Origin of the sequence: Alkalibacter mobilis, assembly GCF_015594845.1 — a bacterium.
Lineage (GTDB): Bacteria > Bacillota > Clostridia > Eubacteriales > Alkalibacteraceae > Alkalibacter > Alkalibacter mobilis.
The window spans coordinates 154,579-174,978 of the sequence record NZ_JADNRK010000002.1 but is presented as its reverse complement, the minus strand read 5'-3'; the positions used below and the strand labels follow the sequence as shown (position 1 = coordinate 174,978).

Here is a 20,400-nt window from a genome sequence, read left to right as displayed (position 1 = left end):
ATGAGTGAAATGCTAATCAGAGTAGGCAATATTTTCTTTGTCTTTCTTGATGTAATGATAATATTGAACTTGATTCTCGGTTATATAAACAGTGACGGAAAGGGCAATCTGGCCAACTTCGTTCATTCAGTGACTGAACCCATGCTAAAACCTTTTCGGAAATTCGCACGAATTGGTGCCATGGATTTTTCTCCTTTTGCAGCGGTGATGTTTATTGAATACATAATCACACCTTTGTATAAAGCTATAGTTCTGAAGATTTTTGGTTAAACATATGAAAAAATATAATGACGATGATTTGATAGCTAAAAACATTATTGAAAAAGCCTCGTATATTTTTGACGGGGTTTTTTATTCAGATTTTCTCGATCCAGGCATTCAAAGAAAAATATCAACGACTCTCGATAAAATGAAAGTGGACCATATATTCTTTGGAGGTTATGAAGATGCTGAACGAAAAATTTTGATCACTGGTATTAACAATGATGATGAGAAAGTTCCACCCATCGATCTATTGCTGATCGAAAATGCGAACGGACTTACCCATAGAGACATTTTAGGCTCTCTTTTATCTACTGGAATCAAAAGAAACGTTTTGGGAGACATAATTGTGGATGAGAAGAATGCTTATGTATTTGCTAAGTCCAATTTTTCCGGATACATTGACTCAAATTTGGAAAAAATTAAAAGCAAATATCCTGTAATAAGGATTTTGCGTCCGGGAGAAGTTTCATTGCCTGAAAAAAGGGTGGCTAAAAAAGTTTTTGTAATTTCATCTACAAGACTGGACAATGTGATTTCAAAAGTTTGTTCCATATCTCGAAACGAATCCTCGGCTTTGATCAAAAAAGGATTAGTAAAATTAAACCACGAAGTAATTGAAAAACCAACAGTTGCAGTTACAGAAAACACATTGATCTCTATCAGGGGACATGGCAGATATCTTATAAGCTGCATGAATGGTCTTACCAACAAGGGGAATCATAAAGTGGAAATACAAAAATATTTGTGAGGTGCCATGGAAAAGGAATATATAATCACCATAACGGAAGAGCATGAAGGATTCAGACTCGATCATTTTCTAAACGATCGATTCAAGGATATTTCACGTAGCTATTTAAAAAAATTGATCGACTCAGGTAAAATACTTCTTAATGGAATCAAGGTGAAGGCAGGATCAAAAGTTCAAATCGGCGATACGATCACCGTTAGCATTCCTGAACTTGACGACAGTGACATTGAACCTCAAGATTTACCGCTTGATATAGTATACGAGGATAATGATGTTATGCTTATAAACAAACACAAAGGAATGGTAGTCCATCCGGGCCATGGAAACCGGGAAGGGACTCTTGTAAATGCACTTCTGTATCAAGTGGAAGACCTTTCGGGAATAAATGGTGTAAAGAGACCTGGGATAGTTCACAGGATCGATAAGGATACGTCTGGACTTTTGTTAGTTGCAAAAAATGACACAGCTCACAGATCCCTTGCCGATCAATTAAAAGAACATAAAATATCCAGAAATTACATGGCTTTAGTAGAGGGCGTTATTAGAGAAGACAACGGAAAAATTGAAGCCCCCATCGGAAGAGATCCTAAAAATAGAATAAAGATGGGTGTGACACAATATAATTCAAAACATGCGATAACTCATTTCAAAGTCATTAAAAGATTTAGGAAACATACATTGATTGAAGCAACACTTGAAACAGGGAGAACTCATCAGATTAGAGTTCATATGGCTTACATAGGACATCCACTTGTGGGAGACAAAGTTTATGGATTTCAAAAACAGAATCTTTTTGACAAGGGACAATTACTGCATGCGTACAAACTGACCTTTACTCATCCCGCATCAAAAGAACTGATGTCTTTTGAAACGGAATTACCCGAATATTTTATGAAAATTTTGAGAAAGCTTGAAAACCAAAATTAAGGAACCCCAAGGGGTTCCTATTAATATACTTCTCTTATGTTAAATTCAGCATCTTCGACCCATGTTTCAGGCTTTTTCATATAAAGAATTATATCATCAAGAGTCAATATGTGCTTTCGTTCTTCTTTTTCCAACATTTTCAAAAGTTTGATGGTTTTTTCATCTTTTGTCTGATTCTGCATCTTCCTGTAATACTCCACGCTTTCCACTTCAAGTTTTCTCGCAAATTCGTATGCTTCGATTGTTGATAGATCCATCTCAAACCGCACATCATTTTCAAGAAACTCGGTAAAAATATTTTTTACGTCATCTAAAACATCTGTTTCCACAAAGGATTCATTTACAAATCCAAGCCCGCGAATATATTCATAGTGACGCTTTTCGTCATCGGCAAGCTTCAGAAATATTTTCTTAAGCCCCTCATTATCAGAGTTTTCAGCCTGTTTTAAATAAAAAGCCCGGCTTTCAGTTTCCATTTTTAACGCTACATCGTAAAGACTCAATCCAATCCCTCCTTTAAGCTATTCGAAATAATGATACCCTTGATTAAAGAATCAAAACATTATTCGGCATATTCCACGGCTTTTACCACTTTTTCATCTGGAGTAACGAATATGGTTTTATTGTCTGTATATATGACCATTCCCGCTTTGGATCCCTTTGGTTTTTTGACGTATTTTACCTGCGTGTAATCAACGGGAACATTCGCCGACATCTTGGCTTTACTGTAGTATGCAGCTAGTACAGCTGCTTCTTCGATGGTTTTTTCGCCAATCACTCTACCTTCGGTTTTGACTATTACGTGCGAGCCTGGGATATCTTTCACATGAAACCAAAGATCATCTTTTGAAGAACTTTTTAATGTCAAAAGATCATTTTGCTTGTTGTTTTTGCCCACGTAGATTGTGAAGTTTTCTGATGACTTGAATACCATGGGTTTGCTCTCGACGGTTTTGCTTTTCTTTTGCCTTGACTTGGCAGACTTAAGAAATCCGGTTTCTGCTAGCTCTTCCTTTATTTCGTTTAATTCATCATATGTCGTGCATTTTTCCAAATTGTCAAGTACACTTTCGAGATAATATATTTCTTCCAGAGTCTTTTGCATCTGTTCGTCTATATATGTCAGTGCCCGTTTTTGCTTGTTGTACCTGTCATAATATTTTTTTGCATTTTCTGCAGGGGTCAGTCGAATGTCCAAAGGGATGGTAATATCCTTGTCGCTATAGTAGTCATAAAGATCAACACTGGTTGTCTTGTCGCTTAAGTTGTATAAATTGGCAAAAATCAAATCACCATACACTTTGAATTTCTCAGCGTTTTCAGCTTCAACTCTATCTTGGTTCAGATTGTCCAGTTTGTTGTAATCTCGTTCTAATTTGTTTCCAATCAATTGGTTGATCGATGCGGATCGTTGTTTGATTCGTTGACTGCTGTCTTTCAACTTGTAATAATCTTCCAAAAGACTGCTGATTTCACTGTATTCTTTTTTGGTGGCTCTATCATTTAAGCAGGTTGAATCGTAAGTGGTGAAATCCAGGATATCTCCGGTATCTTTATCAGAATAAATATAAAACGATGGATTATTTATAAAATCGTGAAGTTGGTCTATTATGTTCGAGAATATATTTTTGGGGATTTCGGTGACAAGTTGATTTTCATCCAATGAATTTCTTGTGCATAATTCCAGCATGGCCGGCTTGCTTATGCCCTGAAGAGTATCCATTATGACCTTACCAATCCTTTTGTTTGGAGATTTTTGCACTTCATCATAAAGTTCTTCCGGTCTCAATCTACGGAAGTCCTTTTTTCCCATAGGTGGCAGTATATATTCTCGACCGGGCAAAACTTCTCTATAGGAACTTATGAATTTATTGATTCTCTTAATGCTGTCTGATATAATATTGTTTTCAATCAATATTACGTTACTGTGTCTACCCATGATTTCCACCACTAATTTAAGCTCGGTATAGTCCATAAGCTCATCTCTTGAAGAAACTGTAATCTCAATGATCCTGTCGAATTCAAGCTGCTTGACGCTAGTAATGATACCTCCCATGAGTTTTTTTCTTAAAAGCATGCAAAACATGGGTGGAGAGGCCGGATTGTCTTTTGTTGTTGAAATCAAATGAATCCTTGGAAAACTGCTGTTGGCAGATACTAGAAGGTTATATTTATTTTTATTTTTAAGGACATTAAAGATCAATTCATCGGTTTCAGGTTGATATATTTTATTGATTTTGCCTCCGGACAGTTTATTTTCAAGTTCAGAGGCTATATGAAACATTGCAATGCCGTCTAAAGCCATGTTGACAACTCCTTTTCCATTTAAATGTGGAACACCTAATATTGTAACAAAGACAGATTAAAAATTCTATAAGATTCAATCTGATATATGTTATAATGTAATAATACAATTGGAGGTTGGTTAAAATAAATTTCAGTAAATATCACGGTACGGGAAATGATTTTATAATTGTTGAGAATTTAGACAAGAGAATATCTTTGAGTCAGGATGCGATAGCAAAAATGTGTGATCGACATTTTGGCATAGGTGCAGATGGGTTTTTATTGGTTGAAAAATCTGACAGTTCCGATATAAAAATGGTATATCATAATTCAGACGGTAGCCTGGCAGCCATGTGCGGTAATGGTATAAGGTGCTTTGCAAAACATGTATATGACAATGGAATATTGGACAATAAAATTTTTACTGTTGAAACACCGGCCGGTGAAAAAATAATAACTATTGAGGAACTCGACGGTTGCAAGGCTTCAAAAATTAGTGTCGATATGGGACCGGCTATTTTTGAAACGGAAAAGATAGGAGTTGTCACCACTGAAAAACAATTGATCGATTTTAGTCTTCAGACAGAATTTGGGGATATTCTTTTATCAGCAGTGTCTATGGGAAATCCACATGGAATAATACAGGTCGATGATATGGATTCATATCCAATAGAAAAGATAGGGCCGTTTGTGGAGAAAAATAAATTGTTCAGCCATGGTGCAAATGTAAATTTTGCTCAAATATTAGACCGAAAAAATATCAGGGTAACCACTTGGGAAAGAGGATCGGGTCTTACCTTGGCTTGCGGAACAGGTTCATGTGCCAGCGTTGCACTGCTAAATAAAAAGCAAATGATAGATGAAAAAGTCAATGTAAAAACACCCGGAGGGATATTGACTGTAGAAGTTGGAGATACAGTGATCATGACAGGCCCTGCGATCCACGTATTTGAAGGAAAAATTTCATTTGCCGAGGAGGAATTTTGATGAACAGCATGACCGGGTATGGAAAAGGCGAATTTAAAGACGATCTTATAGATATAACGGTCGAAATCAAAACTATCAATCATCGTTACAAGGATTTTTTTATAAGAATGCCCAGACAGCTTAACTTTGCAGAAGATATGATTCGCAAGGAAGTCGGCAAGTTTTTAGTTAGAGGCCGAATCGAAATAAATGTCAAGATAAATCATTTCGGTTTGGAAAGCAAAAACATCAAGGTCGATTTGGACTTGGCCAAAGCTTATATGGATTGCCTGAAGACTATAAAAAATCAAATACCTGAAGTTACAGGAGAATATTCGCTGTCTTTGATTTCCAAGTTCCCCGATGTGATTTATTCGGAAGAAACTGAAACCGACATGGAAATTCTATGGAGAAAAGTAAAGGCTGCACTAGGAAAAGCTTTAGATGGAGTTGTTGAGACCAGAAAGAGTGAAGGCGCCGCGCTTGAAAGCGATTTTGTCAAGCGACTGGGCTTGATAGAAAATGATTTAAAACAGATCAAATCTCTTGAAGATGTTGTATTGAAGGATAATACTGAAAAATTAAGGATGCGAATTCAAGAATACACGCAGGAAATTGAAATAGATGAAAAAAGACTGCTTGAAGAAATAGCATATTTATCGGACAAAGCAAATATTACTGAAGAATTGATCAGATTAAACAGCCATATCCAGCGTTTTGGAAAAATAATGAACGAGTCTGATTCTGTTGGCAGAAAACTAGATTTTCTGATTCAAGAGATGCATCGAGAAATAAATACAATCGGTTCAAAGTCAAATCACTTGGATATATCAAATTTTGTAGTAGACATTAAGAGCGAGATAGAAAAAATGAGAGAACAGATTCAAAATATTGAATGATGGAGATAAAATATGAGTAGCAGCTTTTATGAGAGAGATAAAGGATTATTAATAGTAATATCAGGTCCTTCAGGCGCCGGCAAGGGGACTATTTGCAAGGAACTTTTAAAGCATGAAAAGAATCTGGAAGTATCGGTGTCGGCCACCACGCGAGATCCTAGAAACGGTGAAGTTGAAGGGAAAAACTATTACTTTATAAACAAGGCGAATTTTTTGGATATGATAGGCAACAATGAATTTTTGGAATATGCCAAGGTATATGACAACTATTATGGAACTCCTAAAAGTCCAGTTTTGGAAAAAATGGATAGAGGAATCGATGTGATATTGGAAATTGATATTCAAGGAGCTGCACAGGTTAGAGCAAACTATCCTGAAGGGATCTATATTTTTGTTGTACCTCCTTCAATCAAGGAGCTGAAAAAGAGAATCACTGAAAGAGGCACAGAAAATCCTGAACAACTCAATAAAAGAATGGAATGTGCCTGTGATGAAATAAGAAATGCAACAAAATACAGTTATATAGTAATCAATGATGAGGTTACGGTGGCTGCTAAGCAGGTTTCTGCAATTATAACAGCGGAAAAATGCAGATCAGAAAGACTTAAAAGTAAAATTGAAGAGATAATAGGGAGGTAACCAAGATGAGATATCCTGCACTGAACAAGTTGATCGCAAAGGCCGGCAATAAGTACTCTCTTGTTTTGATCGTATCAAAAAGAGCCAGACAAATAGTTGAAAAGAACCAGTTTGTTGAAGGAGAGATCAAAAATCCGGTTTCATTGGCGACAAAGGAAATTGCTGAGGACAAATTGAAATTTTATTACAAGTAAGATTGATCGGCAATGGCTTGACAGCTGTTGCTCTTTTTTTAAACTTAAAGCTGGACATTGGAGGGAAATGTGAAAATTGCCCAAGTTTATATCAATCAATTAAACATCAACACGGATAGACCTTTTGACTATTTTGTTCCTGAAAAATTGGAAAATGAAATTATGCCCGGAATGAGAGTAATAGTACCCTTCGGCATAAATAATAAAAAAATCGACGGTCTGATATATAAAATCACTGAAGGTAACAATACAGAAAAATTAAAGAAAATTTTGGGAACCATAGACGGTTTTCCAACACTTGACTGGAGACAACTAGAAATTTGCGAATGGCTGCAGTTTAATTATCATTCTTTTTTCATGGACGCTGCTAACTCTTACTACCCTGGAACCATATCAATTAAAACGAGGAGACACAAGTCGGGGGAAACAGAGTATTACGTAAACTCAAAAGCGAAAGAAGATATCAGTTACAGGTTTACTGAAAAATTTCAAGAGATGGACTTTGAAAAGTTATCGGATCTATTGAAGTCAAATGCCATTATACAAAAGAGAATTCTAAGATTGATTTTTGAAAAGAAGCAAAAACACGAATGGATCAAAAGCGAAATCAATAACTGCAATACTGCCTTGAAAGCTTTGATCAAAGCCAATATAATAGAACCTTACAAGAGCGAAAATGACCGCAGTTCAAATTTTAATCTATCAGAAAAGCCTGCTTTGACAATCATACAGAAGAAAATCCTTGAAGAATACGAAAAATCGGATCACAAAGGATATCTAATACACGGTGTGACAGGTAGTGGAAAGACAGAAGTATATCTAAGAATGATGGAAGCAAGCCTGAAAACAGGAAAGTCTTGTCTTTACCTGGTTCCTGAAATTTCTTTAACACCACAAACAATAAACAGGATCAGGGAAAGATTTGATGAAGAGATAGCGGTTATACACAGTAAAATAACTGAAAGTGATAGAATAAGACAGTATCGTGATATCGAAAATCGCAAAATCAAAATAATAATAGGAGCAAGATCGGCCATATTTTCGCCATTTAAAAATTTAGGTGTTATCATAATTGATGAAGAACATGAAAACACGTATAAGTCCGGCAATAGGCCGAGATTCGACACTATAACTCTTGCAGGGAAAATTGCTGAATTGCACGGTGCCAAATTGGTTTTGGGAAGTGCGACTCCTTCAATTGCTACTTACTATAATGCAATCATGGGAAAGTATAAACTGTTCAAGATGCCAGATAGAATCAATGGACAATCCATGCCACCATCGACGATTGTAGATATGCGAGAGGAACTCAAAAATGGTAATAGGTCTTTTTTGAGCAAAAGACTTTACGATTCGATAAAACGCAGATTGGAAGAGAAAGAACAAGTTATATTGTTTTTAAATAAAAGAGGATATTTTAGTTTTGTATTCTGTAGAGAATGCGGACATGTGATAAAATGTAATAAATGCGATGTGGCTATGACATATCATGGAAAATCAAACAAAATGGAATGCCATTATTGTAAGAGCAGCAAACCAGTCGCTGAGTTTTGTCCCAATTGCAACAGTAAAAAAATCAAATATTCAGGAAGTGGGACCGAGAGGATTCAAAGTATGCTTGCAAAATATTTTCCGGAATCAAAAATTCTTAGAATGGATACAGACACCATGCGGAAAAAAGACGATGTTCAAAATGCGTTGACTTCTTTTTCAAAGGGAGAGGCTGACATACTTCTGGGAACGCAAATGATCACCAAGGGATTTGATTTTGAAAATGTAACACTTGTAGGCGTCTTGTTGGCAGATTTAACTTTGAATTTTCCTGATTTCAGGGCATCAGAGAGAACCTTTCAACTAATAACCCAAGTTTCAGGCAGGGCTGGCAGAGGGGAACGTCAAGGTGAAATTGTTATTCAAACATATGATCCGGAGCATTATGTCTTGGAATTTGCATCAAGGCATGATTATGAAGGGTTCTATGAAAAAGAAATAAAATATAGAAAAATCGGAGATTATCCTCCCTTTACACAGCTTCTATACGTTGGTTTTTCAGGAAATCAAAGAGATGCGGTAAAAAAAGATTGCGAAACCTACTACAAGATGCTTGAAGAAGAGATTAAAGACCTGGGTGATCAAGATATGATGAATCAGGTTTATCCTCCGGCACAATCGAATATTACAAGAATCAACAATAAATACAGATATTATATTCTCATAAAGACAAACGAAATCAAAACGTTCAATAAAGTGATTTCAAAGATAAACAGATCTAGAACAAATAAAATCAAATCAAATATGGTAGTGGATGTAAATCCAAATATCATTTATTAGGAGGAATTCAAATGGCGCTGAGAAACATAAGAATAGATGAAGACCCGGTCTTGAGAAAGCGGGCCAGGGAAATAGACCAAATCACCGACAGGATTAAAGTTTTGCGGGATGACATGCTTGAAACCATGTATGACGCAGAAGGAATCGGACTGGCGGCAAACCAAGTGGGAATACTTAGAAGAATTGTAGTTGTTGATATTGGAGAAGGACCCATAACGTTGATCAACCCTGTGATTATTGAGGAATATGGATGTCAAGACGGACTAGAAGGATGCTTGAGTATCCCGGATGTAACAGGCCGGGTCGAGCGTCCAGAAAAGATCGTGGTCGAGTTTACTGATATTGATGGCAAAAACAATACATTGGTTGCAGAAGAACTTTTGGCAAGAGCGATATGTCATGAGGTGGATCATTTGAATGGAGTTTTGTTCACTGACAAGGTAGTCGAAGAAGAGTTGACAGAATTTGATGAAGAGGTTGATGAATAATGAAGGTCATATTCATGGGAACACCGGAATTCTCTGTGGATTCACTAAAAGCTCTTGTTGAAAGTGATTATGAAATATGTGCGGTTGTTACTCAGCCGGACAAACCAAATCAAAGAGGCAAAAGGGTAAAATACAATCCGGTAAAGGAAGCTGCATTAAAATTTGGATTGAAAGTACTGCAGCCCCAAAATATAAAAGACCCGAAAATTGTAGCTGAATTGAAATCCATGGAGCCTGATTTTTTAGCTGTAGTTGCTTACGGGCAACTATTGTCAAAGGAAATTTTAGATATTCCGAAGAAAGGCAGCATAAATGTTCATGCGTCACTTTTGCCAGAATACAGGGGTGCGGCCCCAATTCATTGGGCAGTCATTGACGGTAGAGAAAAATCAGGCGTAACCACCATGTTAATGGATGAGGATATGGATACTGGGGACATGTTGCTACGTAAAACAGTTGAAATTAGCGGGGATATGACAACCAGTGAGTTGCACGATGAATTGGCAAAATTGGGCGCTGCATTGCTTGTAGATACGTTAAATCAAATTGCCAGTAACCGACTTGTTCCAGAAAAGCAAAACCACGACGCAGCAACCTATACTCAAAAGATAAACAGGGAAACGGGAAAAATTCAATGGGAAAAAAGTGCAAAAGAGATCCATGACTTGATCAGGGGAACCTACTCCTACCCGGGAGCTTTTTCTTATCTGAACGGAGAAAGAGTGAAATTGTCCGCCTCGCAAATTCTGGAGAAAGAAGATAAACCCGAGTTTGAAAAGGCAAAGCCAGGGACAATTCTGGGGATAGATAAACGTGGAATGTCCATAAGGACAGGCACTGGTCTGTTGTTGATAAAAGAAATCCAATTTCCGGGCAAAAAAGTAATGAGCGTTGAGGAATATTCAAGAGGACATAAAGACTTGACAGGGGCTGTGTTTGCCACTTTAAGTTAATATTAAGCTATGTGAGATATTCTTAAGGAAAATATTTGGAGGGGAAAATCATGTTTCCATTTTTATTTGATTCAACAATGTTAATTCTCATACCGGGAATTTTGATAGCTGCCTACGCACAAAATAAAGTGAGCAGTACATATAACAGATATTTGCGTGTCCCCAATTCAAGGGGCCTGACCGGAGCGCAAACAGCAAGGAATATTCTAGATAGGAACGGTCTAACAGGAATCTCCATCGAGTTGGTGGGCGGCAAGTTATCGGATCATTACGATCCGAGAAAACGAGTTCTCAGATTGTCAAACGAGGTTTATAACGGAAGAAGCGTGGCAGCTGTGGGAATTGCTGCTCATGAAGTGGGACATGCAATTCAACACAATGAATCATATGCTCCGCTGAAAATTAGAAATGCCATAGTCCCTGTGGTCAATCTTGCATCAAATGCAGCTTGGATACTTTTCTTAATAGGATTTATTTTTTCGGCTACGGGATTGATGAATCTTGGAATAATTTTTTTTAGCGGATCAGTCGTATTTAATTTGATTACATTGCCGGTCGAATTTAACGCCAGCAGAAGAGCTGTAACCCAGCTATCAGCCAATGGACTGGTTTTACAGGAAGAAACAGTAGGTGTTAAAAAAGTATTGGATGCGGCAGCCTTGACTTATGTAGCTGCTATGTTGATGTCCATACTGCAAATTGTAAGACTTCTTGTGTTAAGGGGTTCGAGAGATTGATAGAAAATAATTACAGAATCAAAAGCGCACGTGGGACGGCGATTTCCATATTATATGATATAGAGGAAAAGGGTTCGTACACAAATATCATATTGAAAAAGAAATTGGACGAGGGTTCTTTGAGTCAAGTAGACAAAGGACTTGTGAAGGCCATAGTATATGGAACGGAAAAAAACAAACTTTTTTTGGATAGCGTTATTGCCAGTTTCACTAAAAAGAGCTTGAAGAGCATTTCGCCTTGGATATTGGCAATATTGAGGACAGGCATTTATCAAATTCTATATTTGGATAAAGTGCCTTCTTTTGCTATTGTAAATGAATGTGTAGAAATAAGCAAAAGTGTCGACAAAGGCAGAGGTTCGGGTTTTGTTAATGGAGTTTTGCGCAACGTTGCAAGAAATGCGGATCAGATCAAATCAAGGGAAATACCGGAAAATCTCAAATATTCAGTGCCAAAGTGGCTCTTCGATTTTGTGAAAAGTTTTTATGGGAGTAGATTCACTACAGAATTTTTTAAAGCTTCAATGGATGAGCCAGAGCTTAATATCAGGGTAAACACTTTAAAGACAAATAAATTGGAATTACAGGACATCTTAAGAAGTGAAGGAATAGAGAGCTTTTCGAACAAATATGTATACGATTCTCTAAAAACTTTGGGGATGGTCAATATATCCGATTTGGAAAGTTATAAGAAGGGTTTGTACATAATTCAAGATGAGGGTGCCATGCTGAGCGTGGAGGCAATGGATCTGAAAGACGGGAATACTGTTTTGGACATGTGTGCAGCACCGGGAGGAAAAACTACGCACATTGCTCAAAAGATTGGCTCTGGAACCGTGGTTGCCAGAGATGTTCATAAACATAAAATAAAACTCATAGAGGATAACCTTAAACGCATGGGGATGAAAAACGCAATTTGTCAATTGCATGACGGTTCGATGCCGCCTGACAGGGATGAATTGGAAAGTTATGATAGTGTTTTACTGGATGCTCCCTGTTCGGGCATTGGAATCATCCGGCGAAAGCCTGATATAAAGTACAATCTGACCCCGAAAAAATTACATGAGCTTCAACTAATTCAAAAAAATCTCATATTGAATGCATACGACAGCTTGAAAAAAGGTGGTTTGTTGGTTTACACCACGTGCACCATCAATCCCAGAGAAAATCAAGGAGTAGTCGATTTTCTGCTAAAGAAACGGCCTGATTGTGAAATAGATAGGGAATTCGAGGCGAACATTTTTAATGGTTTAGTTGATGAAAATGGCTTCGTCAAATTGTTTCCAAATGTCCATGGAACTGATGGCTTTTTTATTGCGAGAATAAGAAAGAAATAAATAGGTGGATAATGATAGATTTAATAGATAAGACCAAGGATGAATTGCAGAAAGAAATGGTTCTTAAGGGAATGCCAAGATTTAGAGCCAATCAAATTTTTAAATGGGTGAATTCAGGAATAGAAGAAATTGACGAAATGATGAATTTGCCTAAAAATTTAAGAGAAAGATTAAAGGAAAACTATTCGATAAATAGAATAAAACTTGTCAAAAGATATGAGGATGGCAAAGACTCTACAAGGAAGTTCCTTTTTTCCTTGAATGATGGAAACATCATTGAAACTGTCCTGATGAAGTACACATATGGATATAGTTTATGCATATCATCTCAGGCGGGATGCAGGATGGGATGCTCTTTTTGTGCTTCTACTATTGACGGTCTTGACCGTGATTTGACCGCTGGCGAAATGGTCGATCAAATTTCAAGTGTTGAAAAACTCGAAGGTATCCGTATTTCCAATATTGTAATAATGGGTAGCGGAGAGCCATTGGACAATTTTGAAAACACCATACGTTTCATAAAAATAGTAAATGACAAGGACGGTTTGAATAAAGGGCAAAGACATATAAGCATTTCAACATGCGGGCTGGTTCCGGAAATATACAAATTAGGTGAACTTGGTTTGCAGGTCAATCTCTCAGTATCATTGCACGCCCCCAATGATGAATTAAGAAGACAATTGATGCCTATAGCAAAAAAGTATACTCTAAAGGATCTGATGCAGGCTTGTGAGTTTTATTACGAAAAAACCAGTAGGAAAATCACCTTTGAATATGCTATGATTAAAAATGTGAATGATTCAGATGATATGGCCAAACAATTGGCATTATTACTCAAACCATTGAGAAATTCTATGGTCAACCTTATACCTGTAAACGAAATTGAGGAACGCAATTATAAAAAAAGCAACGACGATTCAATTGTGCGTTTTAGTAAAATCTTGACAGAAGCGGGAGTGTCTAATACTGTAAGAAGAAAATTGGGTACGGAAATCGATGCCGCATGCGGACAATTAAGAAGAGGATTTGTGAAATAACAAGGAGTGTTACTATGAGGATTGGTTTTGGAACAGATATAGGCAGACAAAGAAGAGTCAACCAAGACGCTCTTTTGGCAACTGAAGCAAAAGACGGTGTGGCAGTTTTTGCAGTGGCAGACGGGTTGGGCGGACATAAGGGCGGTGAAATTGCCAGTCGCATGCTTATTGATGAAATAGGCAACTATTTTAAGAATACATCGATTTCTTCATTTAATGATTTCAGACATTTAAAGGCTGCGGTCATGCAAGAGATTGAATCCATAAACAGCAAGATTTACCATGCAGGATTGGGTGATCAGGATCTTTTAGGTATGGGCAGTACTCTGACCATGTGTATTTCGAACGGTGACCAGCTGCATATTTTTCACGTGGGTGACAGCAGATTGTATGTGTTTGAAACAGACTCGTTCAAGAAGTTGACAAAGGATCACTCTTTAGTGGAATCATTGGTCGAAGCTGGTGAAATCACAAGAGAAGAGGCAAAAAGACATCCTAATAAGAATGTTTTGACCAGGGCAGTGGGAACTGATGAAAATACAAATGTAGATTATGTGAATTTTCAATTACAAAACGGACAACGTTTTTTGATTTGTAGTGACGGTCTTACCAATTATGTGGAAGAGGATAAAATTTCAGAAATTGTATTGGAATATGATCCTCAAGAGGCTGTTAACAAATTGATAGAAACCGCAAACGAGAATGGCGGCGGAGACAATATAACTGCAATAATATTTGCACCGGAGGTTAATTAATGGAGGGCAAAAAGTTATTAAATAGATATCAAATAATGGAGTTGATAGGTCAAGGAGGTATGGCCTTGGTTTACAAGGCCAAGGACACCCTTTTAAATAGAGTTGTAGCCGTCAAGGTATTAAAAAGCGAGTTTAATGAAAATGAACAGTTCATAAAAAAATTCAAACGAGAATCACAGGCTGCTGCAAGCCTTTCGCATAATAATATCGTCAGTGTTTTCGATGTTGGAGTTGAAGACAACAACCATTTCATAGTTATGGAGTATGTCGAGGGCGATACTTTAAAGGAATACATACAAAAAAAAGGTAAACTGAGTTGGAAAGAGACCGCGTATATATCAAAACAAATTGCGCTCGCACTGGATCATGCCCATAAGAATAAAATAATACATAGGGACATCAAACCACACAATATATTAATAACTGAAGATTTAATACCAAAGGTAACCGATTTTGGCATAGCACGAGCAATAACCACCTCTACCATAACCCTCGTTGAAGAAACCATGGGATCGGTACACTATATCTCTCCTGAACAGGCGAGAGGAGGGTTTGTTGACGAAAGGTCAGATTTGTATTCCCTTGGAATAGTGATGTTTGAAATGCTTACTGGAAGAGTTCCTTTGGATGCTGACAACGCAATTTCCGTAGCAATCAAACACATACAAGAAGAAATAGAATTTCATGAAGATGACTTGGACGACATTCCTGAAAGCATGGAAGAACTTGTCCTGAAATTGATCAAGAAAAATCCTAATGACAGATATGAAAACGCAAAAGATTTGATTCAAGATCTAGTCGCAGTTCAAAACGGCGAAAAAGTCAAAAATATAAAATCCCGAGATAAAAGAACAAGGATACTGCCGGGAATAAAACCAGTACAAAAACCAAAATCAGTTGACGCAGATACTAAAAAATCTCAGAATAAATCAAATAACATTTATAGAAAGCCCGCATTTTGGATCATGGCATCGGCAATTGCTGTAGTCGTAATTGTAGGCCTTATATTTGTTGCGTCGATTTTTAAAGTTAAGGACGTGCAAGTGCCCAAAGTGGAAGGTATGGAAATGACGGAAGCAATAAGCCTTATTGAAGAAGCCGGGCTTAATTACGAAATAGAAAAAAGAGAAAATCATCCGAACATTCCGGAAAATCATGTAATAAGCCAGAATCCGGCATCATCCACCTATATAAAAGAATCTCAAACAGTAAAATTGACAGTTAGCGAAGGGCCTAGAGAAGTAGAAGTGCCAGATGTTATAGGGAAATTTGAAGTTGAAGGGATTCAAGAATTGGAAAATTTCAACTTTGTAGTCAAGGAGATAAATCGACAATTCAACGAAGAAATTGAAAAAGACATAATATACGATCAAAATCCGATGCCCGGATTGGTGCTTAAAGAAGGGTCGGAAATTATCTTATACGTCAGTAAAGGGAAAGACACTGTGATAATGGAAGACTACAAAGGCAAAACGGTAGAAGAAGCAAAGGCAGCCATACAGGCTGCTGGACTGCAGGTTGGCAATATTACTGAAGTTGTGAGCGAACAATTCGACAAAGGTCTAATTATAGATCAAAATCCCAAATCCAATGAAGAAGTGCCTAGAAACTCAGTGGTTACATTGACAGTGAGTAAAGGAAAACTTCAGACAAAAACCATAAACATAAGAATTCAAGATTATTTGGACATAGATTTAGATGATGAGGAAATTCCAACAGTCAATTTAAAAGTTGTCTTGATCAGCCAAGACAACGGTAGTTCTGTTGAATATGAAAAGAAACACAAGGCTGATGAGACAGTTAGTGTTGAACTTGAGGGATTTGGTGTACAATATTATCAGGTCGAAATCGACGGTAAGCAATTTAGTCCTGAAATCATAACATTTTAGGTGAAGAAATGATTAAAGGAAGAATTATAAAAGGTATCGGAGGATTCTATTATGTAGAAACCAAAGATGAAATAATTGAATGTAAGGCCCGGGGAATTTTTAGAAACAGCAGCGAAAAGCCTTACGTTGGAGATTTGGTCAGAATATCGATGACTGGAGAAATGACAGGAATAATTGAAGAAATTTTAGACAGGGTCAGTTTGATAAAAAGACCCCCTGTGTCCAATGCAACCCAAGTGTTGGTAGTATTTTCATGGATCGAGCCTAAGTTGAATCTCCAATTGCTCAACAAGATAATTCTGGGTGCTGAAAAATTAATGTTGGATATCGTCATTTGTTTCAATAAATCGGATCTTACCGATTTGGAAACAGAAGAAAAGATTAGATCCATTTTCAAAAATACCGGATACAAGTTAATTTTTTCATCAGTGGAAGAAGCCAAAGGTATCGATGAGATTAAGTCGATCTTGCAGGATAATATAACAATATTATCGGGACCTTCAGGAGTAGGAAAATCTTCCTTGATACGAAAACTAACTGGATTGTCAAATTCTGTAGAAGTTGGAGAATTAAGCGAAAAAATCAAAAGGGGTAAACATACCACGCGGCATGTGGAACTTTTTAAAATCCAAGAAAATTCATATTTGGCTGATACGCCGGGTTTTGCAAACTTTGAGGTGGATCAAATGGACGAGAGTGAATTGGAAATGTTGTTTCCTGAGTTTGAACCATTGAGAGAACAATGCAGGTTTAAAGGATGTCTGCACATAAACGAACCGGACTGCATGATAAAGAAAAATATCGGTAAAGAAGTCTCGGAAGAAAGATATGAATTTTACAAGCAAATGCATATGGAATTGATACAAAATAGGAGATGATCGCGTGAAAGGTCTTTTGATTGCAAACGGACCTGTGGATGACACGGAATTTTATAAAAAATTGGCATTTAAAGAAGAATTTGACATTATAATCTGTGCAGATGGCGGCGGTAACAATGCCAGAAAGATTGGGATCGTGCCGGACTTGGTAATAGGAGATTTGGATTCCATTTCCAGCAATACAAAACAAGAATTTATTGCTCAAGGTGTTAGATTTGAAAAACATCCCATCGAAAAAGACGAAACAGACACCGAGTTGGCTTTGCAGCGATTGGTCGATTCAGGGTGCGACGAAATAGTGATGATTGGATGTACCGGCGGAAGGTTCGACCACACTATGGCTAATGTATTTTTGTTGATCGAACTGGCAAAAAAAAATATCCACTCAAAAATAGTGGATGAACAAAATGAAATTCAAATAGCGATCAAATCTACGAAGATATTCGAAAGAAAAGGGTCTACGATTTCTTTGATTCCGATAAGCGATACGGTTGCAGGCATTACCTTGAAAGGATTTAAATATCCATTGAAAAATGAAAATCTTTATGTTGGCTTGTCTCGAGGAATCAGCAATATAGTGGTCGACAATAGGAGTGAGATCGTATTTGAAAAAGGGATACTCATGTTGGTGTATTCCGAAGATTGATGGGATTTGAAAAACAGACGTTTATAAAGGGGATGAAGACATCCCCTTTAAATTTTATTATAGTGCTCTTTCAATTTTGTTGCTTCTTAAACATCTGGTGCAAACTGAAATTCTCTTAGGAGAACCGTTTACCATGGCTCTTACTTTCTGTAAATTAGGCAGCCACACTCTTTTAGTGTGCCTAACAGAGTGACTTATTTGATTTCCAGAAACGGAACCTTTTCCGCAAACTTCACAAACTCTTGACATTTCCAACCCTCCTTAGCTATAATCACATAGCATTAAGATTATAGCACAATTGATATTGAAGTTCAATAACTAGTTTAAAAAGTTGATTTGAAATTGGTGTTGAGAATAAAAACGTATTGTTACTTGAATAATTACATGGCATAACTTAGAATAATAATGTAAACAATTAAGAGGAGGAAACAAAATGTCAGCAAAAATATATAATAAATTTGGATATATCAATATTTCTGAAAATCTTATTGCCAACATTGCAGGCCTTTCCGCAACAGAATGTTACGGTGTGGTAGGAATGGCATCAAAAAAAAGTACTGATGGAATAGTGCAGCTTTTAAAAGGAGAAAACCTAAGCAAAGGTGTTAAAGTCTCTGAAGAAAATGGAAAGATCAGCATAGATCTTTACGTGATAATCGAGTTTGGAGTGAAAATTTCAGTTGTGGCTGAGAACATAATTGAAAAAGTCAAATACAATGTAGAAAATCAAACAGGTTTAAAAATTGAAAAAATCAACGTTATAGTAGAAAGCGTCAGGGTATGACAGCCAGAGGAGGAATAACAAAATGCAAACCAAATTTATTAATGGGAATTTAATAAAAAGAATGCTGATGGAAGCTTCGGCAAACCTTGATGCAAATAAGACAACAGTGGACGATTTAAATGTGTTTCCCGTTCCAGATGGAGATACAGGTACAAATATGTCATTGACCATGAGACATGCTGCAAAAGAAATTGAAGCTTATGCAGATACGAGTGTTTCCGAAATAACATCAGTTGCGTCAAGTGGTGCTTTAATGGGAGCGAGAGGAAATTCCGGAGTAATACTTTCACAACTCTTGAGAGGACTATCGAAAGCCTGCAAGGGACTTGATGAAGCAAATATGGAACAGATGGCAATTGCTCTTCAAAGTGCTTCGGACATGGCCTACAAAGCTGTGATGAAACCCACTGAAGGTACTATATTGACAGTAGCCAGGGGAATGGCGGAATTTGCCATGAACAATCACTCTAAATATGAATACATGGAAGATTTTTTGATGGATATCATCACAGAAGGTAGAAAAGTTTTGGATAAGACACCCGAAATGCTTAAGGTGTTAAAGGACGCAGGTGTGGTAGATGCAGGAGGAATGGGTTTGATCTTTATAATGGAAGGAGCTCACAATGCCCTTACTGGAAAAGAGTCGGTCTATAATGAAGTCATAGATTGGGAGAAACCTGTTGAAGACAAAATTCTGTCACCGGAAGACATTACTTTTGGATACTGTACTGAATTTATCATAATAGGAGAAAATGACGAGCAGATCCGTTCAGATTTAGCTGAAGAATTCGAAAAAATTGGAGATTCAATAATTGTTGTCGGGGACGAGGAAAAAATAAAAGTTCACTTACATACAGATAATCCTGATATTGCCATGGGCAAAGCTATGAAAATAGGTTCATTGACAAAAATAAAAATCGACAACATGAGAGAACAGGTCGAAACCAAATCACAGGCAAAAAGTGAAGTACAGACTGATGAACCCAAGAAGTATGGGATCATAGCTGTGGCATCAGGCAAGGGCATGCAAGATCTTTTTATGGATATGGGTGTTGATGAAGTAATTTTAGGTGGCCAAACGATGAACCCGAGTACTGAAGATTTTATCAGCAGGATAGATAAGATCAATGCTGAAAATATTATTATTCTACCAAACAACAGCAATATAATACTTGCAGCAAACCAATCGAGAGCCATCAGCAAGAAAAATGTTATCGTAATACCGACCAAAACAGTGCCACAAGGAATAACAGCGCTTATTGGATTCAATTCTGAATCAACAGTGGAAGATAATGATAAGAATATGTCAGAAGCTATTAAAGGAGTCAAGACCGGGCAGGTGACTTATGCTGTAAGAGATACCAGTTTTAAAGGCAAAGAAATCAAGAAGGATGACATTATAGGAATTTTCGACGGCGAAATAGCATGCATAGGGAATGATCCGCAGAAAGTTTGTTTGGATCTATTCGAAATCATGATCGATGAAGATAGCGAACTCGTTTCGATTTATTACGGGGAAAATGTCAGTGAAGAAAATGCAAATGATCTTCTAAACAATGTTGAAGAAGATTATGAAGAGCTCGATGTGGAACTACACTGGGGGGGACAACCACTTTATTATTACATCGTATCAGTGGAGTAA

Annotated in this window: 22 protein-coding genes; 19 read left to right on the top strand and 3 right to left on the bottom strand. The window is 37.1% G+C overall.

Annotated features, from left to right (window positions below; all coding sequences use genetic code 11):
• From IWB18_RS01845 to IWB18_RS01835, 3 genes are read left to right on the top strand one after another with little or no spacing between them, the layout of a single operon-like run.
• The gene (locus IWB18_RS01845; RefSeq protein WP_195681887.1) at nt 1-270 is read left to right on the top strand and encodes a YggT family protein; all 270 of its coding nucleotides are present in this window, start codon (nt 1-3) and stop codon (nt 268-270) included.
• 4 nt (nt 271-274) lie between these two features.
• Nucleotides 275-1,012 (top strand): YlmH/Sll1252 family protein, encoded by a 738-nt coding sequence (locus tag IWB18_RS01840; protein WP_195681886.1) that lies wholly within the window; start codon nt 275-277, stop codon nt 1,010-1,012.
• A gap of 6 nt (nt 1,013-1,018) precedes the next feature.
• The gene (locus IWB18_RS01835; RefSeq protein WP_195681885.1) at nt 1,019-1,939 is read left to right on the top strand and encodes an RluA family pseudouridine synthase; all 921 of its coding nucleotides are present in this window, start codon (nt 1,019-1,021) and stop codon (nt 1,937-1,939) included.
• Between the two features lie 20 nt (nt 1,940-1,959).
• Here IWB18_RS01835 and IWB18_RS01830 read toward each other — a convergent pair whose 3' ends face one another.
• Both IWB18_RS01830 and IWB18_RS01825 read right to left on the bottom strand, forming a co-directional pair.
• Nucleotides 1,960-2,442 carry a ferritin-like domain-containing protein gene (locus tag IWB18_RS01830; RefSeq protein ID WP_195681884.1) on the bottom strand — a complete coding sequence of 161 codons (483 nt, stop codon included), beginning with the start codon at nt 2,440-2,442 and terminating at the stop codon, nt 1,960-1,962.
• Nucleotides 2,443-2,501: 59 nt separating this feature from the next.
• Nucleotides 2,502-4,244 carry an Rqc2 family fibronectin-binding protein gene (locus IWB18_RS01825; protein ID WP_195681883.1) on the bottom strand — a complete coding sequence of 581 codons (1,743 nt, stop codon included), beginning with the start codon at nt 4,242-4,244 and terminating at the stop codon, nt 2,502-2,504.
• A gap of 116 nt (nt 4,245-4,360) precedes the next feature.
• On the opposite strand from IWB18_RS01825, the gene dapF reads away from it, so the two are divergent.
• From dapF to IWB18_RS01755, 14 genes are all read left to right on the top strand, one after another.
• A complete protein-coding gene (gene dapF, locus IWB18_RS01820) occupies nt 4,361-5,212 on the top strand; it encodes a diaminopimelate epimerase (RefSeq protein WP_195681882.1) in 852 nt (283 codons plus the stop codon).
• Entirely contained in the window at nt 5,212-6,090 is an 879-nt protein-coding gene (locus tag IWB18_RS01815) for a YicC/YloC family endoribonuclease (protein ID WP_195681881.1), read from the top strand. Before dapF ends, IWB18_RS01815 begins: the two co-directional genes overlap by 1 nt.
• Before the next feature lie 12 nt (nt 6,091-6,102).
• Nucleotides 6,103-6,729, top strand: coding sequence for a guanylate kinase (gmk, locus tag IWB18_RS01810; protein WP_195681880.1), 627 nt, complete (start codon nt 6,103-6,105; stop codon nt 6,727-6,729).
• A gap of 5 nt (nt 6,730-6,734) precedes the next feature.
• On the top strand, nt 6,735-6,923 hold the full coding sequence (gene rpoZ / locus IWB18_RS01805; RefSeq protein WP_195681879.1) for a DNA-directed RNA polymerase subunit omega: 189 nt from the start codon (nt 6,735-6,737) through the stop codon (nt 6,921-6,923).
• Between the two features lie 69 nt (nt 6,924-6,992).
• Nucleotides 6,993-9,254, top strand: coding sequence for a replication restart helicase PriA (gene priA, locus IWB18_RS01800; protein WP_195681878.1), 2,262 nt, complete (start codon nt 6,993-6,995; stop codon nt 9,252-9,254).
• Between the two features lie 11 nt (nt 9,255-9,265).
• Nucleotides 9,266-9,742, top strand: a complete 477-nt coding sequence (def, locus tag IWB18_RS01795) for a peptide deformylase (RefSeq protein WP_195681877.1) — start codon at nt 9,266-9,268, stop codon at nt 9,740-9,742.
• Complete coding sequence (gene fmt, locus IWB18_RS01790; RefSeq protein ID WP_195681876.1) at nt 9,742-10,695, top strand: methionyl-tRNA formyltransferase; 954 nt, start codon at nt 9,742-9,744, stop codon at nt 10,693-10,695. The genes def and fmt overlap by 1 nt, the downstream gene beginning before the upstream one ends.
• Before the next feature lie 50 nt (nt 10,696-10,745).
• Nucleotides 10,746-11,432 (top strand): zinc metallopeptidase, encoded by a 687-nt coding sequence (locus IWB18_RS01785; RefSeq protein ID WP_195681875.1) that lies wholly within the window; start codon nt 10,746-10,748, stop codon nt 11,430-11,432.
• On the top strand, nt 11,429-12,769 hold the full coding sequence (gene rsmB / locus IWB18_RS01780) for a 16S rRNA (cytosine(967)-C(5))-methyltransferase RsmB (RefSeq protein ID WP_195681874.1): 1,341 nt from the start codon (nt 11,429-11,431) through the stop codon (nt 12,767-12,769). The genes IWB18_RS01785 and rsmB overlap by 4 nt, the downstream gene beginning before the upstream one ends.
• A gap of 11 nt (nt 12,770-12,780) precedes the next feature.
• A complete protein-coding gene (gene rlmN / locus IWB18_RS01775; protein WP_195681873.1) occupies nt 12,781-13,806 on the top strand; it encodes a 23S rRNA (adenine(2503)-C(2))-methyltransferase RlmN in 1,026 nt (341 codons plus the stop codon).
• 14 nt (nt 13,807-13,820) lie between these two features.
• Nucleotides 13,821-14,561 (top strand): Stp1/IreP family PP2C-type Ser/Thr phosphatase, encoded by a 741-nt coding sequence (locus tag IWB18_RS01770; RefSeq protein ID WP_195681872.1) that lies wholly within the window; start codon nt 13,821-13,823, stop codon nt 14,559-14,561.
• Entirely contained in the window at nt 14,561-16,450 is a 1,890-nt protein-coding gene (gene pknB / locus IWB18_RS01765) for a Stk1 family PASTA domain-containing Ser/Thr kinase (RefSeq protein WP_195681871.1), read from the top strand. The genes IWB18_RS01770 and pknB overlap by 1 nt, the downstream gene beginning before the upstream one ends.
• 8 nt (nt 16,451-16,458) lie before the next feature.
• The gene (gene rsgA, locus IWB18_RS01760; RefSeq protein ID WP_195681870.1) at nt 16,459-17,328 is read left to right on the top strand and encodes a ribosome small subunit-dependent GTPase A; all 870 of its coding nucleotides are present in this window, start codon (nt 16,459-16,461) and stop codon (nt 17,326-17,328) included.
• Nucleotides 17,329-17,332: 4 nt separating this feature from the next.
• Nucleotides 17,333-17,974 (top strand): thiamine diphosphokinase, encoded by a 642-nt coding sequence (locus tag IWB18_RS01755; protein ID WP_195681869.1) that lies wholly within the window; start codon nt 17,333-17,335, stop codon nt 17,972-17,974.
• Nucleotides 17,975-18,031: 57 nt separating this feature from the next.
• Here IWB18_RS01755 and rpmB read toward each other — a convergent pair whose 3' ends face one another.
• Complete coding sequence (rpmB, locus tag IWB18_RS01750; RefSeq protein WP_195681868.1) at nt 18,032-18,223, bottom strand: 50S ribosomal protein L28; 192 nt, start codon at nt 18,221-18,223, stop codon at nt 18,032-18,034.
• A 184-nt stretch (nt 18,224-18,407) separates the two neighbouring features.
• Between rpmB and IWB18_RS01745 the strand changes: the two genes are divergently transcribed.
• Both IWB18_RS01745 and IWB18_RS01740 read left to right on the top strand, forming a co-directional pair.
• Nucleotides 18,408-18,758: an Asp23/Gls24 family envelope stress response protein gene (locus IWB18_RS01745; RefSeq protein WP_195681867.1), complete on the top strand. Its 351-nt coding sequence runs from the start codon at nt 18,408-18,410 to the stop codon at nt 18,756-18,758.
• A gap of 22 nt (nt 18,759-18,780) precedes the next feature.
• Entirely contained in the window at nt 18,781-20,400 is a 1,620-nt protein-coding gene (locus IWB18_RS01740; RefSeq protein ID WP_195681866.1) for a DAK2 domain-containing protein, read from the top strand.

Excerpts from the sequence above, each read along its gene's own strand:
- IWB18_RS01845 (WP_195681887.1), top strand. The coding sequence starts at position 1 with ATGAGTGAAATGCTAATCAGAGTAGGCAATATTTTCTTTGTCTTTCTT.
- IWB18_RS01840 (WP_195681886.1), top strand. The coding sequence starts at position 275 with ATGAAAAAATATAATGACGATGATTTGATAGCTAAAAACATTATTGAA.
- IWB18_RS01835 (WP_195681885.1), top strand. The coding sequence starts at position 1,019 with ATGGAAAAGGAATATATAATCACCATAACGGAAGAGCATGAAGGATTC.
- IWB18_RS01825 (WP_195681883.1), bottom strand. The coding sequence starts at position 4,244 with ATGGCTTTAGACGGCATTGCAATGTTTCATATAGCCTCTGAACTTGAA.
- IWB18_RS01815 (WP_195681881.1), top strand. The coding sequence starts at position 5,212 with ATGAACAGCATGACCGGGTATGGAAAAGGCGAATTTAAAGACGATCTT.
- gmk (WP_195681880.1), top strand. The coding sequence starts at position 6,103 with ATGAGTAGCAGCTTTTATGAGAGAGATAAAGGATTATTAATAGTAATA.
- rpoZ (WP_195681879.1), top strand. The coding sequence starts at position 6,735 with ATGAGATATCCTGCACTGAACAAGTTGATCGCAAAGGCCGGCAATAAG.
- def (WP_195681877.1), top strand. The coding sequence starts at position 9,266 with ATGGCGCTGAGAAACATAAGAATAGATGAAGACCCGGTCTTGAGAAAG.
- fmt (WP_195681876.1), top strand. The coding sequence starts at position 9,742 with ATGAAGGTCATATTCATGGGAACACCGGAATTCTCTGTGGATTCACTA.
- IWB18_RS01785 (WP_195681875.1), top strand. The coding sequence starts at position 10,746 with ATGTTTCCATTTTTATTTGATTCAACAATGTTAATTCTCATACCGGGA.
- rlmN (WP_195681873.1), top strand. The coding sequence starts at position 12,781 with ATGATAGATTTAATAGATAAGACCAAGGATGAATTGCAGAAAGAAATG.
- IWB18_RS01770 (WP_195681872.1), top strand. The coding sequence starts at position 13,821 with ATGAGGATTGGTTTTGGAACAGATATAGGCAGACAAAGAAGAGTCAAC.
- pknB (WP_195681871.1), top strand. The coding sequence starts at position 14,561 with ATGGAGGGCAAAAAGTTATTAAATAGATATCAAATAATGGAGTTGATA.
- rsgA (WP_195681870.1), top strand. The coding sequence starts at position 16,459 with ATGATTAAAGGAAGAATTATAAAAGGTATCGGAGGATTCTATTATGTA.
- rpmB (WP_195681868.1), bottom strand. The coding sequence starts at position 18,223 with ATGTCAAGAGTTTGTGAAGTTTGCGGAAAAGGTTCCGTTTCTGGAAAT.
- IWB18_RS01745 (WP_195681867.1), top strand. The coding sequence starts at position 18,408 with ATGTCAGCAAAAATATATAATAAATTTGGATATATCAATATTTCTGAA.
- IWB18_RS01740 (WP_195681866.1), top strand. The coding sequence starts at position 18,781 with ATGCAAACCAAATTTATTAATGGGAATTTAATAAAAAGAATGCTGATG.